The organism is Cupriavidus sp. 05N38 (assembly GCF_056397345.1).
In genome coordinates this window covers 38,641-54,019 of record NZ_JBFTNF010000015.1, presented here as the reverse complement: position 1 = coordinate 54,019, position 15,379 = coordinate 38,641, and the positions used below count along the sequence as shown (strand labels likewise).

The 15,379-nt window shown below is 61.1% G+C and carries 11 protein-coding genes and 2 pseudogenes; 6 read left to right on the top strand and 7 right to left on the bottom strand.

Features of this window, described 5'->3' with window-relative positions; all coding sequences use genetic code 11:
• Window positions 1-79: 79 nt before the first annotated feature.
• Window positions 80-970, bottom strand: coding sequence for a LysR family transcriptional regulator (locus AC1DK4_RS13760; protein ID WP_441619561.1), 891 nt, complete (start codon window positions 968-970; stop codon window positions 80-82).
• 256 nt (window positions 971-1,226) lie between these two features.
• Here AC1DK4_RS13760 and AC1DK4_RS13755 point away from each other — a divergent pair, with 256 nt between their 5' ends.
• A complete protein-coding gene (locus AC1DK4_RS13755; RefSeq protein ID WP_441619559.1) occupies window positions 1,227-2,270 on the top strand; it encodes a PDR/VanB family oxidoreductase in 1,044 nt (347 codons plus the stop codon).
• 105 nt (window positions 2,271-2,375) lie between these two features.
• Here the strand turns inward: AC1DK4_RS13755 and pdxR are convergent, their stop codons facing one another.
• Window positions 2,376-3,830 carry a MocR-like pyridoxine biosynthesis transcription factor PdxR gene (gene pdxR / locus AC1DK4_RS13750; RefSeq protein ID WP_477131588.1) on the bottom strand — a complete coding sequence of 485 codons (1,455 nt, stop codon included), beginning with the start codon at window positions 3,828-3,830 and terminating at the stop codon, window positions 2,376-2,378.
• A 113-nt stretch (window positions 3,831-3,943) separates the two neighbouring features.
• On the opposite strand from pdxR, the gene aptA reads away from it, so the two are divergent.
• Window positions 3,944-5,299 carry an omega-aminotransferase AptA gene (gene aptA / locus AC1DK4_RS13745; protein WP_441619555.1) on the top strand — a complete coding sequence of 452 codons (1,356 nt, stop codon included), beginning with the start codon at window positions 3,944-3,946 and terminating at the stop codon, window positions 5,297-5,299.
• Between the two features lie 84 nt (window positions 5,300-5,383).
• Window positions 5,384-6,877, top strand: a complete 1,494-nt coding sequence (locus tag AC1DK4_RS13740; RefSeq protein ID WP_441619553.1) for an NAD-dependent succinate-semialdehyde dehydrogenase — start codon at window positions 5,384-5,386, stop codon at window positions 6,875-6,877.
• 118 nt (window positions 6,878-6,995) lie between these two features.
• Here the strand turns inward: AC1DK4_RS13740 and cobD are convergent, their stop codons facing one another.
• The 4 genes from cobD to AC1DK4_RS13720 all read right to left on the bottom strand — a co-directional run bounded on the left by cobD (window position 6,996) and on the right by AC1DK4_RS13720 (window position 11,327).
• A complete protein-coding gene (gene cobD, locus AC1DK4_RS13735; protein ID WP_441619551.1) occupies window positions 6,996-8,072 on the bottom strand; it encodes a threonine-phosphate decarboxylase CobD in 1,077 nt (358 codons plus the stop codon).
• A 128-nt stretch (window positions 8,073-8,200) separates the two neighbouring features.
• Window positions 8,201-9,481, bottom strand: a complete 1,281-nt coding sequence (locus tag AC1DK4_RS13730; RefSeq protein WP_441649737.1) for an amidase — start codon at window positions 9,479-9,481, stop codon at window positions 8,201-8,203.
• 208 nt (window positions 9,482-9,689) lie between these two features.
• Entirely contained in the window at window positions 9,690-10,322 is a 633-nt protein-coding gene (locus AC1DK4_RS13725) for an NIPSNAP family protein (protein ID WP_441619547.1), read from the bottom strand.
• Between the two features lie 45 nt (window positions 10,323-10,367).
• Entirely contained in the window at window positions 10,368-11,327 is a 960-nt protein-coding gene (locus AC1DK4_RS13720; RefSeq protein WP_441619655.1) for a tripartite tricarboxylate transporter substrate-binding protein, read from the bottom strand.
• Window positions 11,328-11,533: 206 nt separating this feature from the next.
• Here AC1DK4_RS13720 and AC1DK4_RS13715 point away from each other — a divergent pair.
• Window positions 11,534-11,686, top strand: a pseudogene (locus AC1DK4_RS13715) (IS256 family transposase); the annotation flags it as partial.
• Window positions 11,687-12,270: 584 nt separating this feature from the next.
• Here AC1DK4_RS13715 and AC1DK4_RS13710 read toward each other — a convergent pair.
• Entirely contained in the window at window positions 12,271-13,029 is a 759-nt protein-coding gene (locus AC1DK4_RS13710; protein ID WP_441619546.1) for a sulfite exporter TauE/SafE family protein, read from the bottom strand.
• Between the two features lie 760 nt (window positions 13,030-13,789).
• On the opposite strand from AC1DK4_RS13710, the gene AC1DK4_RS13705 reads away from it, so the two are divergent.
• Both AC1DK4_RS13705 and AC1DK4_RS13700 read left to right on the top strand, forming a co-directional pair.
• A complete protein-coding gene (locus AC1DK4_RS13705) occupies window positions 13,790-14,569 on the top strand; it encodes an acetoacetate decarboxylase (RefSeq protein WP_441619544.1) in 780 nt (259 codons plus the stop codon).
• Between the two features lie 21 nt (window positions 14,570-14,590).
• Window positions 14,591-15,371 (top strand): annotated as a pseudogene (locus tag AC1DK4_RS13700) (3-hydroxybutyrate dehydrogenase).
• Window positions 15,372-15,379: the final 8 nt, after the last annotated feature.

Genomic DNA, 15,379 nt, shown 5'->3' with positions numbered 1-15,379 from the left:
TATGAGCCAAGCTCAAAATGCCAGGGCTGCGGCACGAACGAAGGACGCGGGCCCCGCCCCGGCGCCGAGCCCGACATCCTCATGCTGGCTTCATGGCCGAATGCAGGGCGGTGCGGAACTTCTGTACCGCTGGCGACATATAGGCTTTCCTGCGGTAGAAAAGCTGCATGCGGGTCTCGAACGCTGTCTCGTAGGGGAGCGCAACGAGATCTCTTCCAGCATGGGTCTGGAGCATTTGATCCGTCAGGATCGTGATCAGATCGCTGTCGCGTAGCAATGACGGGAGGAGTGCGGTTGATGCGTCGGTCTCGATGACGACCTGTGGCGCGCCGAGCCCGTGCTCCTGAAAGAATTTGCTGACGAGTTGGCGCATGCCGTGACCAGGGAGTGGCAGTAACCACTGCGCGGACTTGAGCAGTGCCGGCTCCACCGATGCAGATGCCAAGGGGTGGCCACGCCTGGCAGCGATAACGTACCGCTGACGGCCAAAGTCATCGGACTGGAGTTCGTCGGGTATGGCCTCCGGCATGAAGCAAAGCGCAAGATCCAGCTGGCCATCTTTCAACTCTTCGAAAAGCAGTGTCGACACCTGCACGGAGAGCGCAAAGGATATTTCCTTTTCGCGCTTTGTATAGCGTGCCACCATCGGCAGAAGTGCGGATTCCAGGAGTGCAGGCACGACGCCGAGACGGATCCGCCCCGCAGACGCAGACTTGACAGCGGACATTTCGGCGTAGGTCTGCGCGACGGACTCTCTCACATCCGCAATGCGCTCTAACAGGACGCGTCCTGCGTACGTCAGTTCAACACCTCTTCCACCTCGATCGACGAGCCGGACTTCGAATTCGGCCTCCAGTCGCTGCAAGATCTTTGTGACGGTCGATTGCGTCAGGCCCAGTTTCTGCGCAGCGCGATGCAGGCTGCGAGCCTCAGCCAGTACCGAAAATACACGTAGATCCTCGATTCTCATCTTGCCTCCGTATGCTGCTCGCGTGGTGCCCAGGCCGAATGTAACGGAATTCAAACGGGGGTGGAAGCCACAACGGGGTGCGCAAGGCCAGATTCCGGTATGGAATCAAATCGTGCTCCGCATTCCTCGCTCGCTGGACGAAAATCGGGGTGTCACTCTCGGCCACCTGCGGCGTCGGTTCACTTGACGAATCCTGCGAACCTGATCGACCCAGCGTCGCCTGCCAAGCATCTCATCGAATTTGTGGAGACTACCCATGATGACGCAAACACCCGCTTCCCCGGCGACCGCACATGTGGCGCAGAAGGTCGCCCATCCTTCCACGCACGCTGCCGCGGATGCCCTGCATGCGCTCGTGCATAGCGTGGTCGCTGTTGCGGATGGCGTCATCAGCATTGAACTGCATCCTGCGCTGCCCGACATCAGTTTCCCCGCGTTCGCCGCCGGCGCTCACATCGATCTGCACCTGCCAAATGGCCTCGTTCGTAGCTACTCCCTGCACAATTCGCAGGAGGATGTCGGTCGCTATCGGATCGGTGTGTTGCGTGACCGATCCAGCCGTGGCGGATCGAGCTGGGTGCACAGCGAGTTGCGGGCCGGCGATGTGCTTCCCATCTCGAAGCCGCGCAATAACTTCGCGCTGGTCGAAGATGCGCCGAGATCCGTATTCGTATCTGGCGGCATCGGGATAACTCCGCTCCTCTCCATGATGCGTCGTCTCGATAGTCTCGATCGGGCGGCGCATCTTCTGTACTGTGCGCGTAACCGCCGCGAGGCGCCGTTTCTGCGTGACCTGGAGAAAATGGTCGGCGACAGGCTTGCAATGCAGCTTCACTTCTCGGAGGAGTCTGGTGCGACGGCAAGTCTTGAAGACTATCTGCGGGCCTTCACGCCCAACGATCACTTCTACTGTTGCGGCCCTTCGGGGATGCTCGACGCGTTCGAGGCAGCATGCGAGGCGTTGGGCTTCCCCAATGTTCACGTCGAGCGCTTCAGGGCCGCCACGGTCGATTCCGGGCAGGCTGTCCCCAGCGGGCAGTGCGTGGTCGAACTCGCCAAGAGCGGCCGCACCCTGCATGTCCCCAAGGAAAAACCGTTGCTCAGCTGTCTGCTGGAGGCAGACGTGGACGTCCTGTATAGCTGCGAAGAGGGTGTGTGTGGTTCCTGTGAGACGCGCATCCTCGCTGGGGAGGCCGATCACCGGGACAGCATTCTCAGCAAATCGCAGAAGGCATCGAACAGCGTGATGATGGTGTGTGTCTCGCGCTGCAAGTCCGATCACATGGTGCTTGATCTCTGAGGATGAGATAAGGAGGGCTCGCTGCCGCGGCGCGAGATGGCACGTTGCTTGACTGTGCCGTCCATCATCCGTGCCGTGGCCATGTCGGCCGCCAGTGCGGAACAATCATCTGCGCAGTTCATTGACTACGCGAGCGAAGGCGTCGGCAGATGCGCGGATCGCCTCGACTTCGATGGCGCCATAGCCCAGCACGAAACCATCGCGAAACGGCGTGGCATTCTGATTGTAGGTATTCAGGCGCCGAAGATAGATTCCCTCCGCACGCGAGCGGGAGACGGCAGCCTCGAAATCGGCCAGGCCGTTGATCCTGACGGTCAGGTGCAGGCCTGCGGCATTGCGCGAGGTTTCCATCTCCGCGCCGAAATGCTGGTCGAGGCATCGCAGCAGTTCGTCCTGACGCGCGCCGTAGATCTCACGCATGCGTCGAATATGCTTTGCAAAGTGTCCGTCGACGATGAAATCCGCCAGGGCAGCTTGCAGCGAAAGGTAGCCTGGCCGATACAGGCGCAGGGATGCGGCTGCAAAGCCGTCGACGAGATCCGTTGGGACAACGATGTAGCTCAGGCGCATCCCCGGGTACATCACCTTGCTGAACGTGCCCATCAGAATGACACGATCGCTGGTATCGACACCTTGCAGCGAGGGCAACGGGCTCTGGTCGTATCTGAACTCGCTGTCGTAGTCATCCTCGAGAATGAACGCGTCCCACTCCTCGGCCCGCGCCAGCAAAGTTCGGCGTCGCGCGTCAGACAGGGTGACGCCCATCGGAAACTGATGTGATGGTGTTGTGACGATCAATCTCGGGTGTCCTTCGCACTGGTCGACCAGCATGCCTTCCCGATCGACATCGACAGCCTTGACCTCAAGCCCGTTGGCCTTCAATACGATGGGTGCCGCCCAATGGCACGGATTCTCGACATAGGCGAGCTGTCCTTCATCCGCCAATATCCGCGAACACAGATCGATGGACTGGTTGACACCCATCGTCACGATGATCTGCTCAGGCGAAGCACGAACGGCCCGCGACACGCGCAGGTACTCCGCCAGGGCACGGCGCAGGGGCAGGTCGCCTCCCGGGCTCGAGTATCCCATCAGGTCAGCATGCTGCTCACCGAGATAGCGATTCTGAATCGCTCGCCATGTCCGAACCGGAAAGTAGTTGACGTCGCACACCCCCTGAACGAAGGCACCTTTGAATTCCTGTATCCCGGTGGGCGCTTGCACGATCTGCATCCCCCTGCGTGAAAGCGGACGGGCGTCGGAATTCTTTACGAAGGGTCGCTCGCAGAGCGGCAACTTGTCCGAGACAAAGGTGCCGTTGGTTGAGCCGGCGCAGAGATAGCCATCGTCCAGCAAATTTCCATATGCATTGACGACGGTTACACGCGCCACCCCTAGCGCAGACGCAAGCGCGCGCGACGCGGGCATCCGTGCGGATGCTCTCAAAGTGCCGTCCAGGATGGCGTCGCGAATGAGGTTAGAAATCTGCCGCTGCAGTGGCACGTCGTCGTCTCGGCGCAACGTGCTGTTCAGTAGATCGGAAAGCAGAGAATCGGCCATATTGGCCCTATCAATCTGATCGAGTTGGTCTCACAGGGTAGCGTCGGGTGCGCGTATTGTAAAGGCTCAAGACCGCTCGGAATTACTGAGAAACCAGCATAAAAGGAGTACTCGTGGCTGAGTCTGACACCAACCAGCAGAACGCATTGAATCTGGAGTCGTACTTCATGGGGTTCACGCCGAACAAGCAATTCAAGCGTCGTCCCCGCCTCATTGTCAAAGCCGAAGGTAGCTATATTTACGGGCCGCARGGCGAGCGCATATTCGATGGGTTCTCGGGCCTGTGGTGTACGGGCATGGGGCACTGCCATCCCAGGATCGCCGAGGCAGTGAGCCAGCAGATGCGGCAATTGGATTACGTTGCCGCGTTCAACATGTCCCACCCATCCGCGTTCCGGCTCGCCGATCGCATTGCCAGACTGGCGCCGGCAGGGATGAATCACGTCTTCTTCACGACGGGCGGATCGGACGCCGTGGACACTGCGCTGAAGATCGCCATGGGTTATCACCGCATTAACGGCGACGCGGCGCGCTTCCGCTTCATCGGCCGCGAGCGCGGCTATCACGGTGTCGGGATGGGGGGCATCTCCGTGGGCGGGATGGTTCCGAACCGCAAGATGTTCGCGACGATGATGATGCCGGGTGTCGATCATCTTCCCCATACCCACAGCTTGAACGACATGGCGTTCTCCAGAGGGCAGCCGGCCTGGGGCGCGCATCTCGCCCGGGAACTGGAGCGCTTGGTCGCATTGCACGACGCATCGACCATCGCCGCCGTCATCGTGGAGCCGATGGCAGGATCGACCGGCGTACTCGTCCCGCCTGTGGGCTATCTCGAGGAATTGCGCCGGATCTGCACCAGGCACGGAATCCTCCTCATCTTCGACGAAGTGATCTGCGGCTTTGGACGAATGGGGGAGAACTTTGCTGCGCAGCGCTTCAACGTGAAGCCCGACATGATCACCTTTGCAAAGACGGTGACCAATGGGACGCAGCCGCTGGGTGGCGTGATCATGACCGACGAAATCTTCAATACGTTCATGACGACGCCCGAACACGTGAACACGATCTTCCATGGCTATACGTACTCGGCGCATCCTGTGCCGGTAGCCGCGGCGCTGGCCGCGCTGGATGTCTTCGACGAGGAAGACGTGCCTGCGCAGGTCCGGGCGCGCGAAAAGCTCTTCGAGGATGCGCTCCATTCATTGAAGGGCGAGCCGAATGTGATCGACGTCCGGAACATCGGCCTGGCTGGCGCAGTCGAGTTCACGCCGATCGACGGTCGACCGACGTTGCGCGGGTATCAGATCACCGAGCGATTGCTCGATCGCGGGTTCTATACGCGCTGGACTGGTGACATCGCGTCGATCTCCCCGCCGTTCTTCTCCACGGAAAGTGAACTCACCCAGATGATCGAAACCATGCGGGAAGTCATCCGGGAGAACGCAACGCAGGCGCAGAGCAGCTAGCGCCTGATCCATGAACGAGACGGAGTACATCCAGTCGATGCGTTCTGCAAGGACAGGGATGAGTGGATACATTTGGGAGTTGATATGGCTACTGTTACACAAGAGATTCATGCAGGTGCGGACTTCGGACTCGAGATCGCAAACGGGGATTTGCTGCGGAACGCCTGTTACGTCGATGGACGATGGGTGGGTGCGCAGGATGGCGCGACTGCGGCGGTAACGAATCCCGCCAACAATGCGGAACTCGGCACGGTTCCGTGGTGCGGTGTGGCGGAGACGCGGCAGGCGATTGCCGCCGCCGATCGGGCGTTCGACCAATGGAAGAAGCAGACGGCAGCTTATCGCAGCTGGCTTCTCAGGCGATGGTTCGATCTGATCCTGGCAAACAAGGAAGACCTTGCCCGGATCATCACCGCCGAACAAGGTAAGCCAATCGGCGAGAGCCGGATGGAGATCGAGTATGGCGCGTCGTTTGTCGAGTGGTTTGCCGAGGAGGCCAAGCGCGTGTATGGCGACGTGATTCCCGCGCCGATCCAGAGTTCGCGTCTCACCGTACTCAAACAGGCTATCGGCGTGGTGGCGGCGATTACGCCGTGGAACTTTCCGGTGTCGATGATTACGCGGAAATGCGCACCGGCGCTGGCGGCAGGATGTACGATCGTCCTCAAGCCGTCCGAGCTGACACCCTTGTCGGCGCTTGCGCTGGCACGCCTTGCGGAGGAGGCCGGCTTTCCTGCGGGCGTGGTGAATGTCATCACTGGCGACGCCGCGGTCATCGGATCCGAACTGACCGGTAGCACACGTGTACGGAAGATCAGCTTTACCGGATCCACCCGTGTGGGCAAGCTGCTGGCAAGCCAGGCGGGACACACGATCAAGCGCGTCTCGCTCGAGCTTGGCGGTAATGCGCCGCTTATCGTTTTCGATGATGCCGACCTCGACGTAGCCATTCGTGGCGTGATGGCATCCAAGTACCGGAACACCGGACAGACGTGCATCTGCGCGAATCGCATCTTTGTTCATGATCGCGTGTATGACGAGTTCTCGCGTCGCCTGGTCGAACAGGTGACGGCCTTGAAGGTGGGTAATGGACTGGAGGAGGGGGTTACACAAGGCCCGTTGATCAACCCGGCAGCGAAGGAGAAGGTCCACCGGCACGTGACCGATGCCGTCGGAAAAGGCGCTCGTGTGGTCCTCGGCGGAAAGCCGCATGGGCTCGGTGGTACCTTCTACGAGCCGACGGTTATTGTCGATGCGACCCCCTCCATGGCGTTGGCAGACGAAGAAACCTTTGGCCCGGTGGCCCCGCTTTTCCGCTTCCATACAGAGGACGAAGTCATTGCCATGGCGAATGCGACGCCTTATGGGCTGGCAGCCTACGTTTTCACGCGCGATCTCGGGCGCTCCTGGCGCGTCACCGAGGCCTTGGAGGTTGGTGTCGTGGGCGTGAACGAAGCCGCCGTTACGAATGCCGTCGCACCATTCGGAGGAGTCAAGGAATCCGGTGTCGGCCGGGAAGGGTCGAAGTATGGCCTCGATGAGTTCGTGGAGGTGAAGTACGTGTGTACGTCTATCTGACCCGCTATCCAGGTCGGGCGCCTTGCCGATGGGCATGGCATCCGGAGATCAGGTCAGCACGCCAATGATGAACGGCCCGAACTTCTTCGGAAGCTCGGGCCGTTTCGCTGTCGTGGCTTTACTTGCCGCCTACGATGTGGCGCGCATCACGCAACGCTTGCTCGATGCGCATCCATGCGTGCTCATCAGGCGGCAGGGACATGCGCAATCCCGGCACGTTTTCGAAGCGTCGTGTCCAAATGCCGTGGCGTGCCAGGCAATCCTGCCAGACTTCCGCAGCCGGCGTACGTGTCCACGCAAAAAGCGGCGTGTGGGTGCGGGAGGCGTCGAGGCCGTACTCACCCAGCAACTTTACGAAGCGTGCGCTGCTCTCGGTGAGACGGGAACACGCTTGTCTATGCCAGGCGCCATCCAGGAGTGCTGCTCGTGTGACGACACGGGCGGGTCCGGAAATCGTCCACTGTCCGCGCAGGTACTCCATGGCACGATGGACGCGCTCGCCAGTGATGACGGTGCCCACTCGGGCGCCTGCCAGGCCAAAGAACTTGCCGACGGAGCGCAGCACGATCAGGCTGTCGACGTTCGCGTGCGAGGCTACGCTGAATTCGGGCGTTGCATCGATAAACGCCTCGTCGACGATCAGTGCGCCACCGCGTGCGGCAAGCTCGCTGTGCCACGCGAGCAGCGCGTCGGGCGTGAAGAGCTCGGCCCCGGGGTTGTTCGGGTTGACGACCACCAGATATTGCAGATCCGCGGGGAGGGTGCGGCCAGGTTCGAGAAGAAAGCCCGCGCGATCGCGCACGTCGGAGACCTCCGCTGTCACAAAGTACTCGAGAGGAAACCCGTCAGCCGAGAACGCCCGTTCATACTCCCCGTACGCGAGGTAACCGACCCCGATACGCCCCTTTGGCAGAATCTTGGGTAGCATGCGGATCGCCGCCTGGGACCCGGGCATCACCAATGCACGTGTCGCGCGGTAGTGTTGTGCCGCTACCTCTTCGAGGTCGTCGTGATCGTCGGGCAAGCGCAGCCACGCGTCTGCATCGATGGGCGGCACCGGGTAGCCGACGGGATTGATACCGGTCGACAGATCTATCCATTTTTCACGCGGAATGCCGTAACGGCGAACGACCGCGCGAAGATCTCCCCCGTGGGGAATCGGGGCTGGAAATTCAGTATCGACAAGGTTGGTCATGAGCGTTTCTCCTGGGTTGGCCTCGTCCTCGGCGGCCGGTCTTGCTCGGGTGGGCGGGAAGGCCTGCCACCTGCTGCGTTCAAGCGGCTTTTCCCCGCGGGTGTCACTGGCGCGAGGAAGCATGTCGCTCAGGTCGGCCGGGTCGGCCGGGTCAGCAAGCTCTGTGCTTCGAGCTTCTCGACAAGAGCCAGAAGGGACTTGTCTGACCCAGCCGCACCGATGATGGACAGGCCAAGTGGGGCACCGTTGGCGGTAAGTAGTGGCAGGGAAATCTGTGGCAATCCCACCAGCGGGGCGATACTGAGGAAGCGCAGATCCGAAAGCCTCTGGCTGTTGAGCTCGGCCACTGTCGAGGCGCGCAAGGGGGCGGGGCCGGAAACCGTGGGCATGACGATCACTTGTCCTTGCTCCAGTGTGGCATGGAACTGTGCACGGATGCGGTCGCGTACCACGCTTGCCGCGAGATACTCATCTCGCGTTACCTTGCTCGCCAGCATGATTCTTTCGGCGATGTCCGGCCCAAGCGCGGGTTGCGCTCGCGCAACCCAAGGACCGAGTTCCTTCCAGACTTCATAGAACTGCACCGTACGGAAGGCGTTGACGAACTCGTCGAGCTCAGGGATTGCCGTGTGAAGGGAGCGACGGTCTTCCAGGCACGGATGCCATGTGCTCAATACGGATGCTGCCGCTCGCTGGGTTGCTTCGGGCAGGACCGACCAGGCGCCGTCGAATGACATCCAGCCCGTGAACGCTTCCGGCCGCATCGCGTCAGGGAGCAGAGCGCGTCCTGCCGCAGCAAGTGTCCGGGCATCGCGTGTCAACCAGCCGACAGCGTCAAACGAAGGCGCGAGAGCACGCACGCCATCGGAGGGAATCACGCCATGTGTCGTCCTGATGCCAAAGACACCGCAAAAGCTCGCTGGTGCACGAATCGAGCCGGCCGTGTCGGTACCCAGGCCGATATCGCACAAGCCGGCTGCAACGGCTGCTGCGGATCCGCAGGAGGATCCTCCGGTGAGCCGGTCAGGCGCGGCGGTGTTTATCGGAGACCCATAGTGAAAGTTGTTGCCGGCCAGGCTGAAGGCAAGCTCATCGGTCACGGTCTTCCCGACAATGCGGGCACCATTCTCACGAAGCTTCGACACGGCGAAGGCGTCTGCGGCAGGCAACGCATGCGTCTCCTCCCATTGCGGATTGCCGTAACCGGTGGGACACCCGGCGATATCGAAGACGTCCTTGATGCCGCAAGTGAGCCCGTCAAGGTGTCCGGAGCCTGTTGGCTGCCATTCGACAGCCTTGCCTGGCACGAAGGCTCCGACATCATCTCGCGGCGATTGTGTGGGAGACCGTTTTATCGACGTGGAGTGGTCGTCGCTGTATTGGCCTGAAATGTGATGATTGAAGTTCATGGCATCCTTCACGCTTCTCGGTTTGTGCAAGCGTCTTGCTGATATTTTGGCGACGGGTTGCGGAATCTGTGGCCCGAATCGATTCCGATGCGGAATAGGGCCCTGGCGACGACTCAAGCTATCGCCGCTCAGGCACTAGCGGTTCGTCATCGTTCTGCGGGCGCCGGACGCGTCGTCCCTCATCCCGGAGTCTGCCGCGCGTGTGCAGCTATGCAAGCGGCGAGAATGGTGCAGGGACGCAAAGAAGTGAGTTGGCGTCGATGAGGTGAGCCGGCGCTCCCTTTGGCGGCCAGATCTTCGCGCGAGCTGCTTCGGCGCGGATTTCAAAGCGCTCACTGGCATTGGCATAGGGCCAGATATGCGTGATGCGAGGAGCGCCGTCCAATGCGTACATATTGATCACCAGCGCAGAGAGCTTGACGCGATCGGGTACTGCAGCCTCCCAGGCTGTTATCGTCGGAGGCAACCCGCCCGGCTTGAGGCGGTAGGTGCGGATCTCATAGATCGAACCATAGGTGCCCGGCGTTATCGGTGGGAGGAAAGGCAGTGCCTTGTAGCTATCCGTCTCGAAGGAAGTGATGACGGCGCGCTCGCTTTCTCCGCTTGCAGACAGGCTGAATGGGCCCGGATGGAACAGCGTTCTCTCGCGTTCGGCGGCGAGCATCTCGGCGGATTCGAACTCGCGCAGGATAAGCATTCGACCAAGAGCGCCTACATCGGTAGTCCATGCGCCGAGTAGGCGCCCAGCCACGCAAGCGGCATTGACATAGGCTTCTGCACCGCGGATGACCGCTTGGGTGTCCTGGAGATTGAAGTTGAGTGTTGCGAGTTCGTATAGCATTTGGCCTCCTTGGTCGGTTCCGGCTCGATGGGGAAAGCGTTTTCTTCAGTCCGCGTATATCCCTGCCTTCTTGATCACCGGTCCCCATTTGCCAATTTCTGATGTCAGGACGGCTCGCAAGGATTCCGGAGAGGCGCGACGCGCGCTAACCGCTTCTGCACCGAGAGCGTTCATCCTGGCGCGAAAGTCGGGGTCGGAGACGGCGCTCTGAAGCGCAGACACGAGCTTGTCGATAACTGGCTTGGGCGTCCCCTTCGGAGCATACATTCCGTGCCAGTTCCTCACGTCCATGATCAGGCCTTGCTCGGCCGAAGTTGGAATGTTCTTGAAAGCCTCGACACGACGACTCTGCATAGCTGCGTAAGGCTTAAGGGAGTTCGCTTGGAGCAGGCCTGCGAGGCTGGTGGTTTGGTCGCACATCAGGCTGACCTGGCCGCCCATGAGGTCGCTCAACGCCGGCGCGGAGCCCTTGTATGGGACAGTTGTGAGGGTCGTATGAATGGAGTCCTGGAGGAGAAGACCGCAGAGATGAGACGCCGATCCAACTCCCGCGTTGGCGAGTGAAAGGTTGGCTGCGTTGGCATTGATGTACCCGAGTAGATCCTTGAGGTTTGCCGGAGGTAAGTTCCTGGTGCCAACCAAGACCATCGGTACGTCGGCAATTTCACCCAACATCTCGAAGTCCCTGAGCGGATCAAAGCCGAGCTTTCGGTACAGCGCCGGAGCGGTGGCCATGCCGATGTGGTAGACAAGAACGGTGTAGCCGTCGGCTGGCGATTGAGCCACCTTCCTCGCGCCAATCGTGCCACCGGCACCGCCGAGATTCTCGACAACCATCGAGGTCTTCAAGTACTTGGACATCACGACCGATACTTCACGCGCGACCTTGTCGGTAGGACCGCCGGCCGCAAACGGAACAACCACCGTTATGGGCCGATCGCCCGGATACTCCTTCGCCTGTGCATTACCCGACAGTCCAATGACTCCAACTACTATTGCCGTCAGAACTTGTGCAACCTGGTTCACGATGTCTCCTTGATGTCTTTGTCTTCGGGGCAGAATGCGGCTCTCTGGAGAGCGCTATGGGGGGGCGTCCTGTTGATATTGTTCTGCTGAATACCGAGAATTCGCTTCGATATTTGATTCCGTGCGGGAATATGAGGCCTGTCAGAAATGTTGTGTTTAGGGCATAACAAGTCGGCAAGGAGCATGTCATGACCTGCATCGTGCATCTGATCAGCCTGGAGCACGCCGGCTGGAAGGAGCGCCGGGCAGTCGTCGCGGATCGCAAGCCCGTGTACACCGCGTCCACCGTGGAGGCTGCGCTGGCCGAACTGGCGGCCTTCGGGCAAGGGGAATGGGGCTAGCGACGGACTCCGCTGGATCCGCGCGTCGACAGCGAGGTCGTGGCGGCAACTTTCGGCAAAGACTTGAACGATTGCGCGGCGAAATGCCGTCGTGACAGGCGCTTCCCGTGCTGTTGGCGATTACGTCGCCAAGGTTCTCGGAAAAATGCAGAGACTTTGGTGCTTCCCGCAAGCTCACACCCGACTTTCGAAGCGTGCTTCGCCGCCGGCTTCTGGAGTGGCGAAAAGTAGCGTAAGCAAAGACCTTTCTATTTTCCAGGGCGACAGCCGGCTATGAAGTCAGGATTCAACCGAATGTTCCCTGATCCGGGCGAGCCTTCCCCTGAAATCGGCGATGAACCGCTATTTCGCAGATGGTGATCCGTCCAGAAGGGCAGCCATTTTGGATATCTGGCTCGCGTGCAGACTCGCTACCTGCCAGTAGACGGAATGAAGAATGGGACAAGCGGGCGTCGATGGGAGCACCACGCCGCGACACCCCTTGGTTCGACATTCATGCGGCCGCTGTGCGCACCAGCGCGTTCGGGGGGGCCTGCTGTCGAGCGCCAGCGCATGCCTTCCTTCGCACCCCTTCCCCACCTTCAGTGCAGATAACCCGACGCGCCATCCCACAGCAGCTTCACGGCCGTGACCACCAGCAAGCCGTAGCAGGCCTTGTACATCTGCTGCTGGTCCAGCTTGGCATGCAGGCGCCAGCCCAGCCAGACGCCAGAGGGAACGGCGAGGAGGCAAATCGCCATCAAAGTCCAGACGGCGCCCGCCGGCCTGGCCAGCGCCAGCCATGGCGCCGCCTTGATGATGTTCCCTACCGTGAAGAACAGACTGGTCGTCCCGGCATAGACCTGCTTGCTAAGGCCAAGCGGCAACAGGTACATCGCCAGCGGCGGCCCGCCGGAGTGCGCGACCATGGTGGTAATGCCCGACGTGAAGCCGGCTCCTATGGCCTTGGGCGATGAGCGCGGCCGCACCACGACTTCTCCGCCGCGCATAAACCACAGGCCGACGAAAGTCAGCGTGACCGCTGCCATCACGATGGCGATAGCGCGGTGATCCAGCACGCGAAACAGCACGTAGCCGATACCGATGCCGACCACCAGTCCGGGCAAAAGCAAAAGGAGGTCGGCCTTGGACCACGTGGATGGCTTCCAGTAGCGCAGGCTATACAGATCCATCGCGATGAACAGGGGCGCAAGCAGGCCGCCCGCTGTCACCGGGTCCATCACGAGCGATAGCAGTGGAATGCCGACGATGGCAAAACCGCCACCGAACGCGCCTTTCATGAAGCAGATCAGGAAGTCACCCGCGAACGTGACGAGGATGGTGGTGGCGCTCAGTTCCATGTTGACCATCTCCCTTCGCCCGAATAGCGGGCAGAGCGGCCATGCAGAAGAGCGCCGCCACCCACGGCCTGTGCGGTGGCTTGTATGAGGTACCAATGCATTGCAGACACGAGTTCCATTGCGACTCCGCCCAACGCCCAGAGCAGGATGCTGAGCGCTTGGACCGGTCACGCGAACGGAGCGGTTTGCCTGGGCGCCAGGGTATCGGCTGAGTAGTCGGGCTCATCGTAGTCTGCGCATGCATGACAATCAAATTATTGTCATGGATACAATCTTTCGATGGCACAAGCGTGCTACCACAGTGGCACGAACCGATCCGTGACGGAGCCCGCGCTCCGCACACTGACGGCGCGTAAGGGCAGTCGAAGCGTCTGATAAGCAATTCGGCGCTGCCAGAATCGGGAGCGCCGTTTGGGCGCTGCGAAGAACGAGGCCGATCTCGGCACATGCTGCAATGCGCCGTTGTGCATTTCGGCGCGGCGACAGCAACGACCCCTGGACTCTCTGTTCGTTCCTTCCAAAGGACGAAACATACATTTGCCGTTGCTATGGTGTTACTGCGTCCGGAAAAACCCTAGGATGCGTCCACTGCGTGGCAGTTGTCCGCCACCTCTACCTGCCCATGTCCGGCCGGCAGGCCGGCCAATCCATCCGCGACGCGTCGTCCGGGCCATGTGCGTGTTTTCACACGCTGGCTTCGCTCGTCCCCGAAGGGCGCGTTGGGCGATCGGAGGGTTCTCATCGCACAAGGGAACGCACAGTGAAAATTGAAGATATCCGCCGCAACGCCTTCGCCATGCCGGTGCACAACCCGTCATATCCGCGTCCGCCATTCCGCTTCCTGCAGCGCGAGTACTTCATCGTCTCCTATGAGACCGACCCGGACGCGCTACGTGCGGTGGTGCCCGAACCGCTGATGCCCGACGGCAATCTGGTGAACTATGAGTTCATCCGCATGCCGGACTCGTCCGGCTTCGGCAATTACACCGAAAGCGGCCAGGCAATCCCCGTCGTCGACGCGCAGGGGCGCAAGGGCAGCTACACACACGCCATGTATCTCGATGACGAGGGCCCCATCGCCGGAGGCCGCGAGATCTGGGGGTTTCCCAAGAAGCTGGGCTCGCCGCGCCTGTCGATCGACGGACACGACACGTTGCTCGGGACGCTCGACTATGGCTCGCAGCGCGTTGCCACCGGCACCATGGGCTTCAAGTTCCGCCCACTCGATCCGGCATCGGAGCAAAAGGCGCTCGCCGATACCCCCAACTACCTGCTGAAGGTCATCCCGCACGTCGACGGTTCGGCGCGCATCTGCGAACTGGTTCGCTTCCACCTGCGCGACGTGACGGTGCACGGCGCATGGCAAGGCCCCGGCGCGCTCGAGCTGCATGCGCATGCGCTGGCATCCGTTGCCGACCTGCCGGTTCGCCGAGTGGTGGGCGCGAAGCATCTCATTGCCGACCTCACCCTCGATATCGGCGAAGTCGCCTACGACTACCTCGCGCCGGCCGAGGCGCCGAAGCTGGTCGTCAACCAATAACCCACCGCACAAGGAGCAACCATGTCTTTGCAAGGAAAAGTCGCGCTTGTTACCGGCGCAGCCAGTGGTATCGGCGAGCAATGCGCGCGCCAGTTGGCGAATGATGGCGCGACAGTCGTCATCGCCGACCTGAATATCCAGGCCGCACGGCAGGTGGCCGAGTCGATCGTCGCCGGCGGCGGCAAGGCGATTGCCGTGGCGATGGATGTCACAAGCGAAGACGTCGTCAATGCTGGCATCGATGAAACCGTGGCAACGCTGGGCGGCCTGGACGTACTGGTCTCGAACGCGGGTGTCCAGATCGTCAATCCGATCGAGGACTATGCCTTCGCGGACTGGAAGAAGATGCTGGCCATCCATCTCGACGGCGCGTTCCTGACCACCCGTGCGGCGATCCGGCACATGTACGCGTCGGGCAAGGGCGGGGCGATCATCTACATGGGTTCGGTTCACTCGCACGAGGCCTCGAAGCTCAAGTCGGCCTACGTCACGGCCAAGCACGGGCTTCTCGGCCTGGCGCGTCGTGGCCAAGGAAGGCGGTCCGCGCGGGGTTCGCGCCAACGTCGTCTGTCCCGGCTTTGTCCGCACGCCGCTGGTCGACAAGCAGATTCCCGAGCAAGCCAGGGCGCTGGGCATTTCCGAAGCCGAAGTGGTCAGCAATGTCATGCTCAAGGAAACGGTCGATGGCGAGTTCACGACTGTGGCCGATGTGGCCCGCACGGTGTCGTTCCTGGCCGGCTTCGAATCGGCCGCGCTGACAGGCCAGTCGATCGTCGTCAGCCATGGCTGGTTCATGCAATAAGAGGAGGA

Coding starts and splice junctions, on each gene's coding strand:
- AC1DK4_RS13760 (WP_441619561.1), bottom strand. CDS start 970: ATGAGAATCGAGGATCTACGTGTATTTTCGGTACTGGCTGAGGCTCGC.
- AC1DK4_RS13755 (WP_441619559.1), top strand. CDS start 1,227: ATGATGACGCAAACACCCGCTTCCCCGGCGACCGCACATGTGGCGCAG.
- pdxR (WP_477131588.1), bottom strand. CDS start 3,830: ATGGCCGATTCTCTGCTTTCCGATCTACTGAACAGCACGTTGCGCCGA.
- AC1DK4_RS13740 (WP_441619553.1), top strand. CDS start 5,384: ATGGCTACTGTTACACAAGAGATTCATGCAGGTGCGGACTTCGGACTC.
- cobD (WP_441619551.1), bottom strand. CDS start 8,072: ATGACCAACCTTGTCGATACTGAATTTCCAGCCCCGATTCCCCACGGG.
- AC1DK4_RS13730 (WP_441649737.1), bottom strand. CDS start 9,481: ATGAACTTCAATCATCACATTTCAGGCCAATACAGCGACGACCACTCC.
- AC1DK4_RS13725 (WP_441619547.1), bottom strand. CDS start 10,322: ATGCTATACGAACTCGCAACACTCAACTTCAATCTCCAGGACACCCAA.
- AC1DK4_RS13710 (WP_441619546.1), bottom strand. CDS start 13,029: ATGGAACTGAGCGCCACCACCATCCTCGTCACGTTCGCGGGTGACTTC.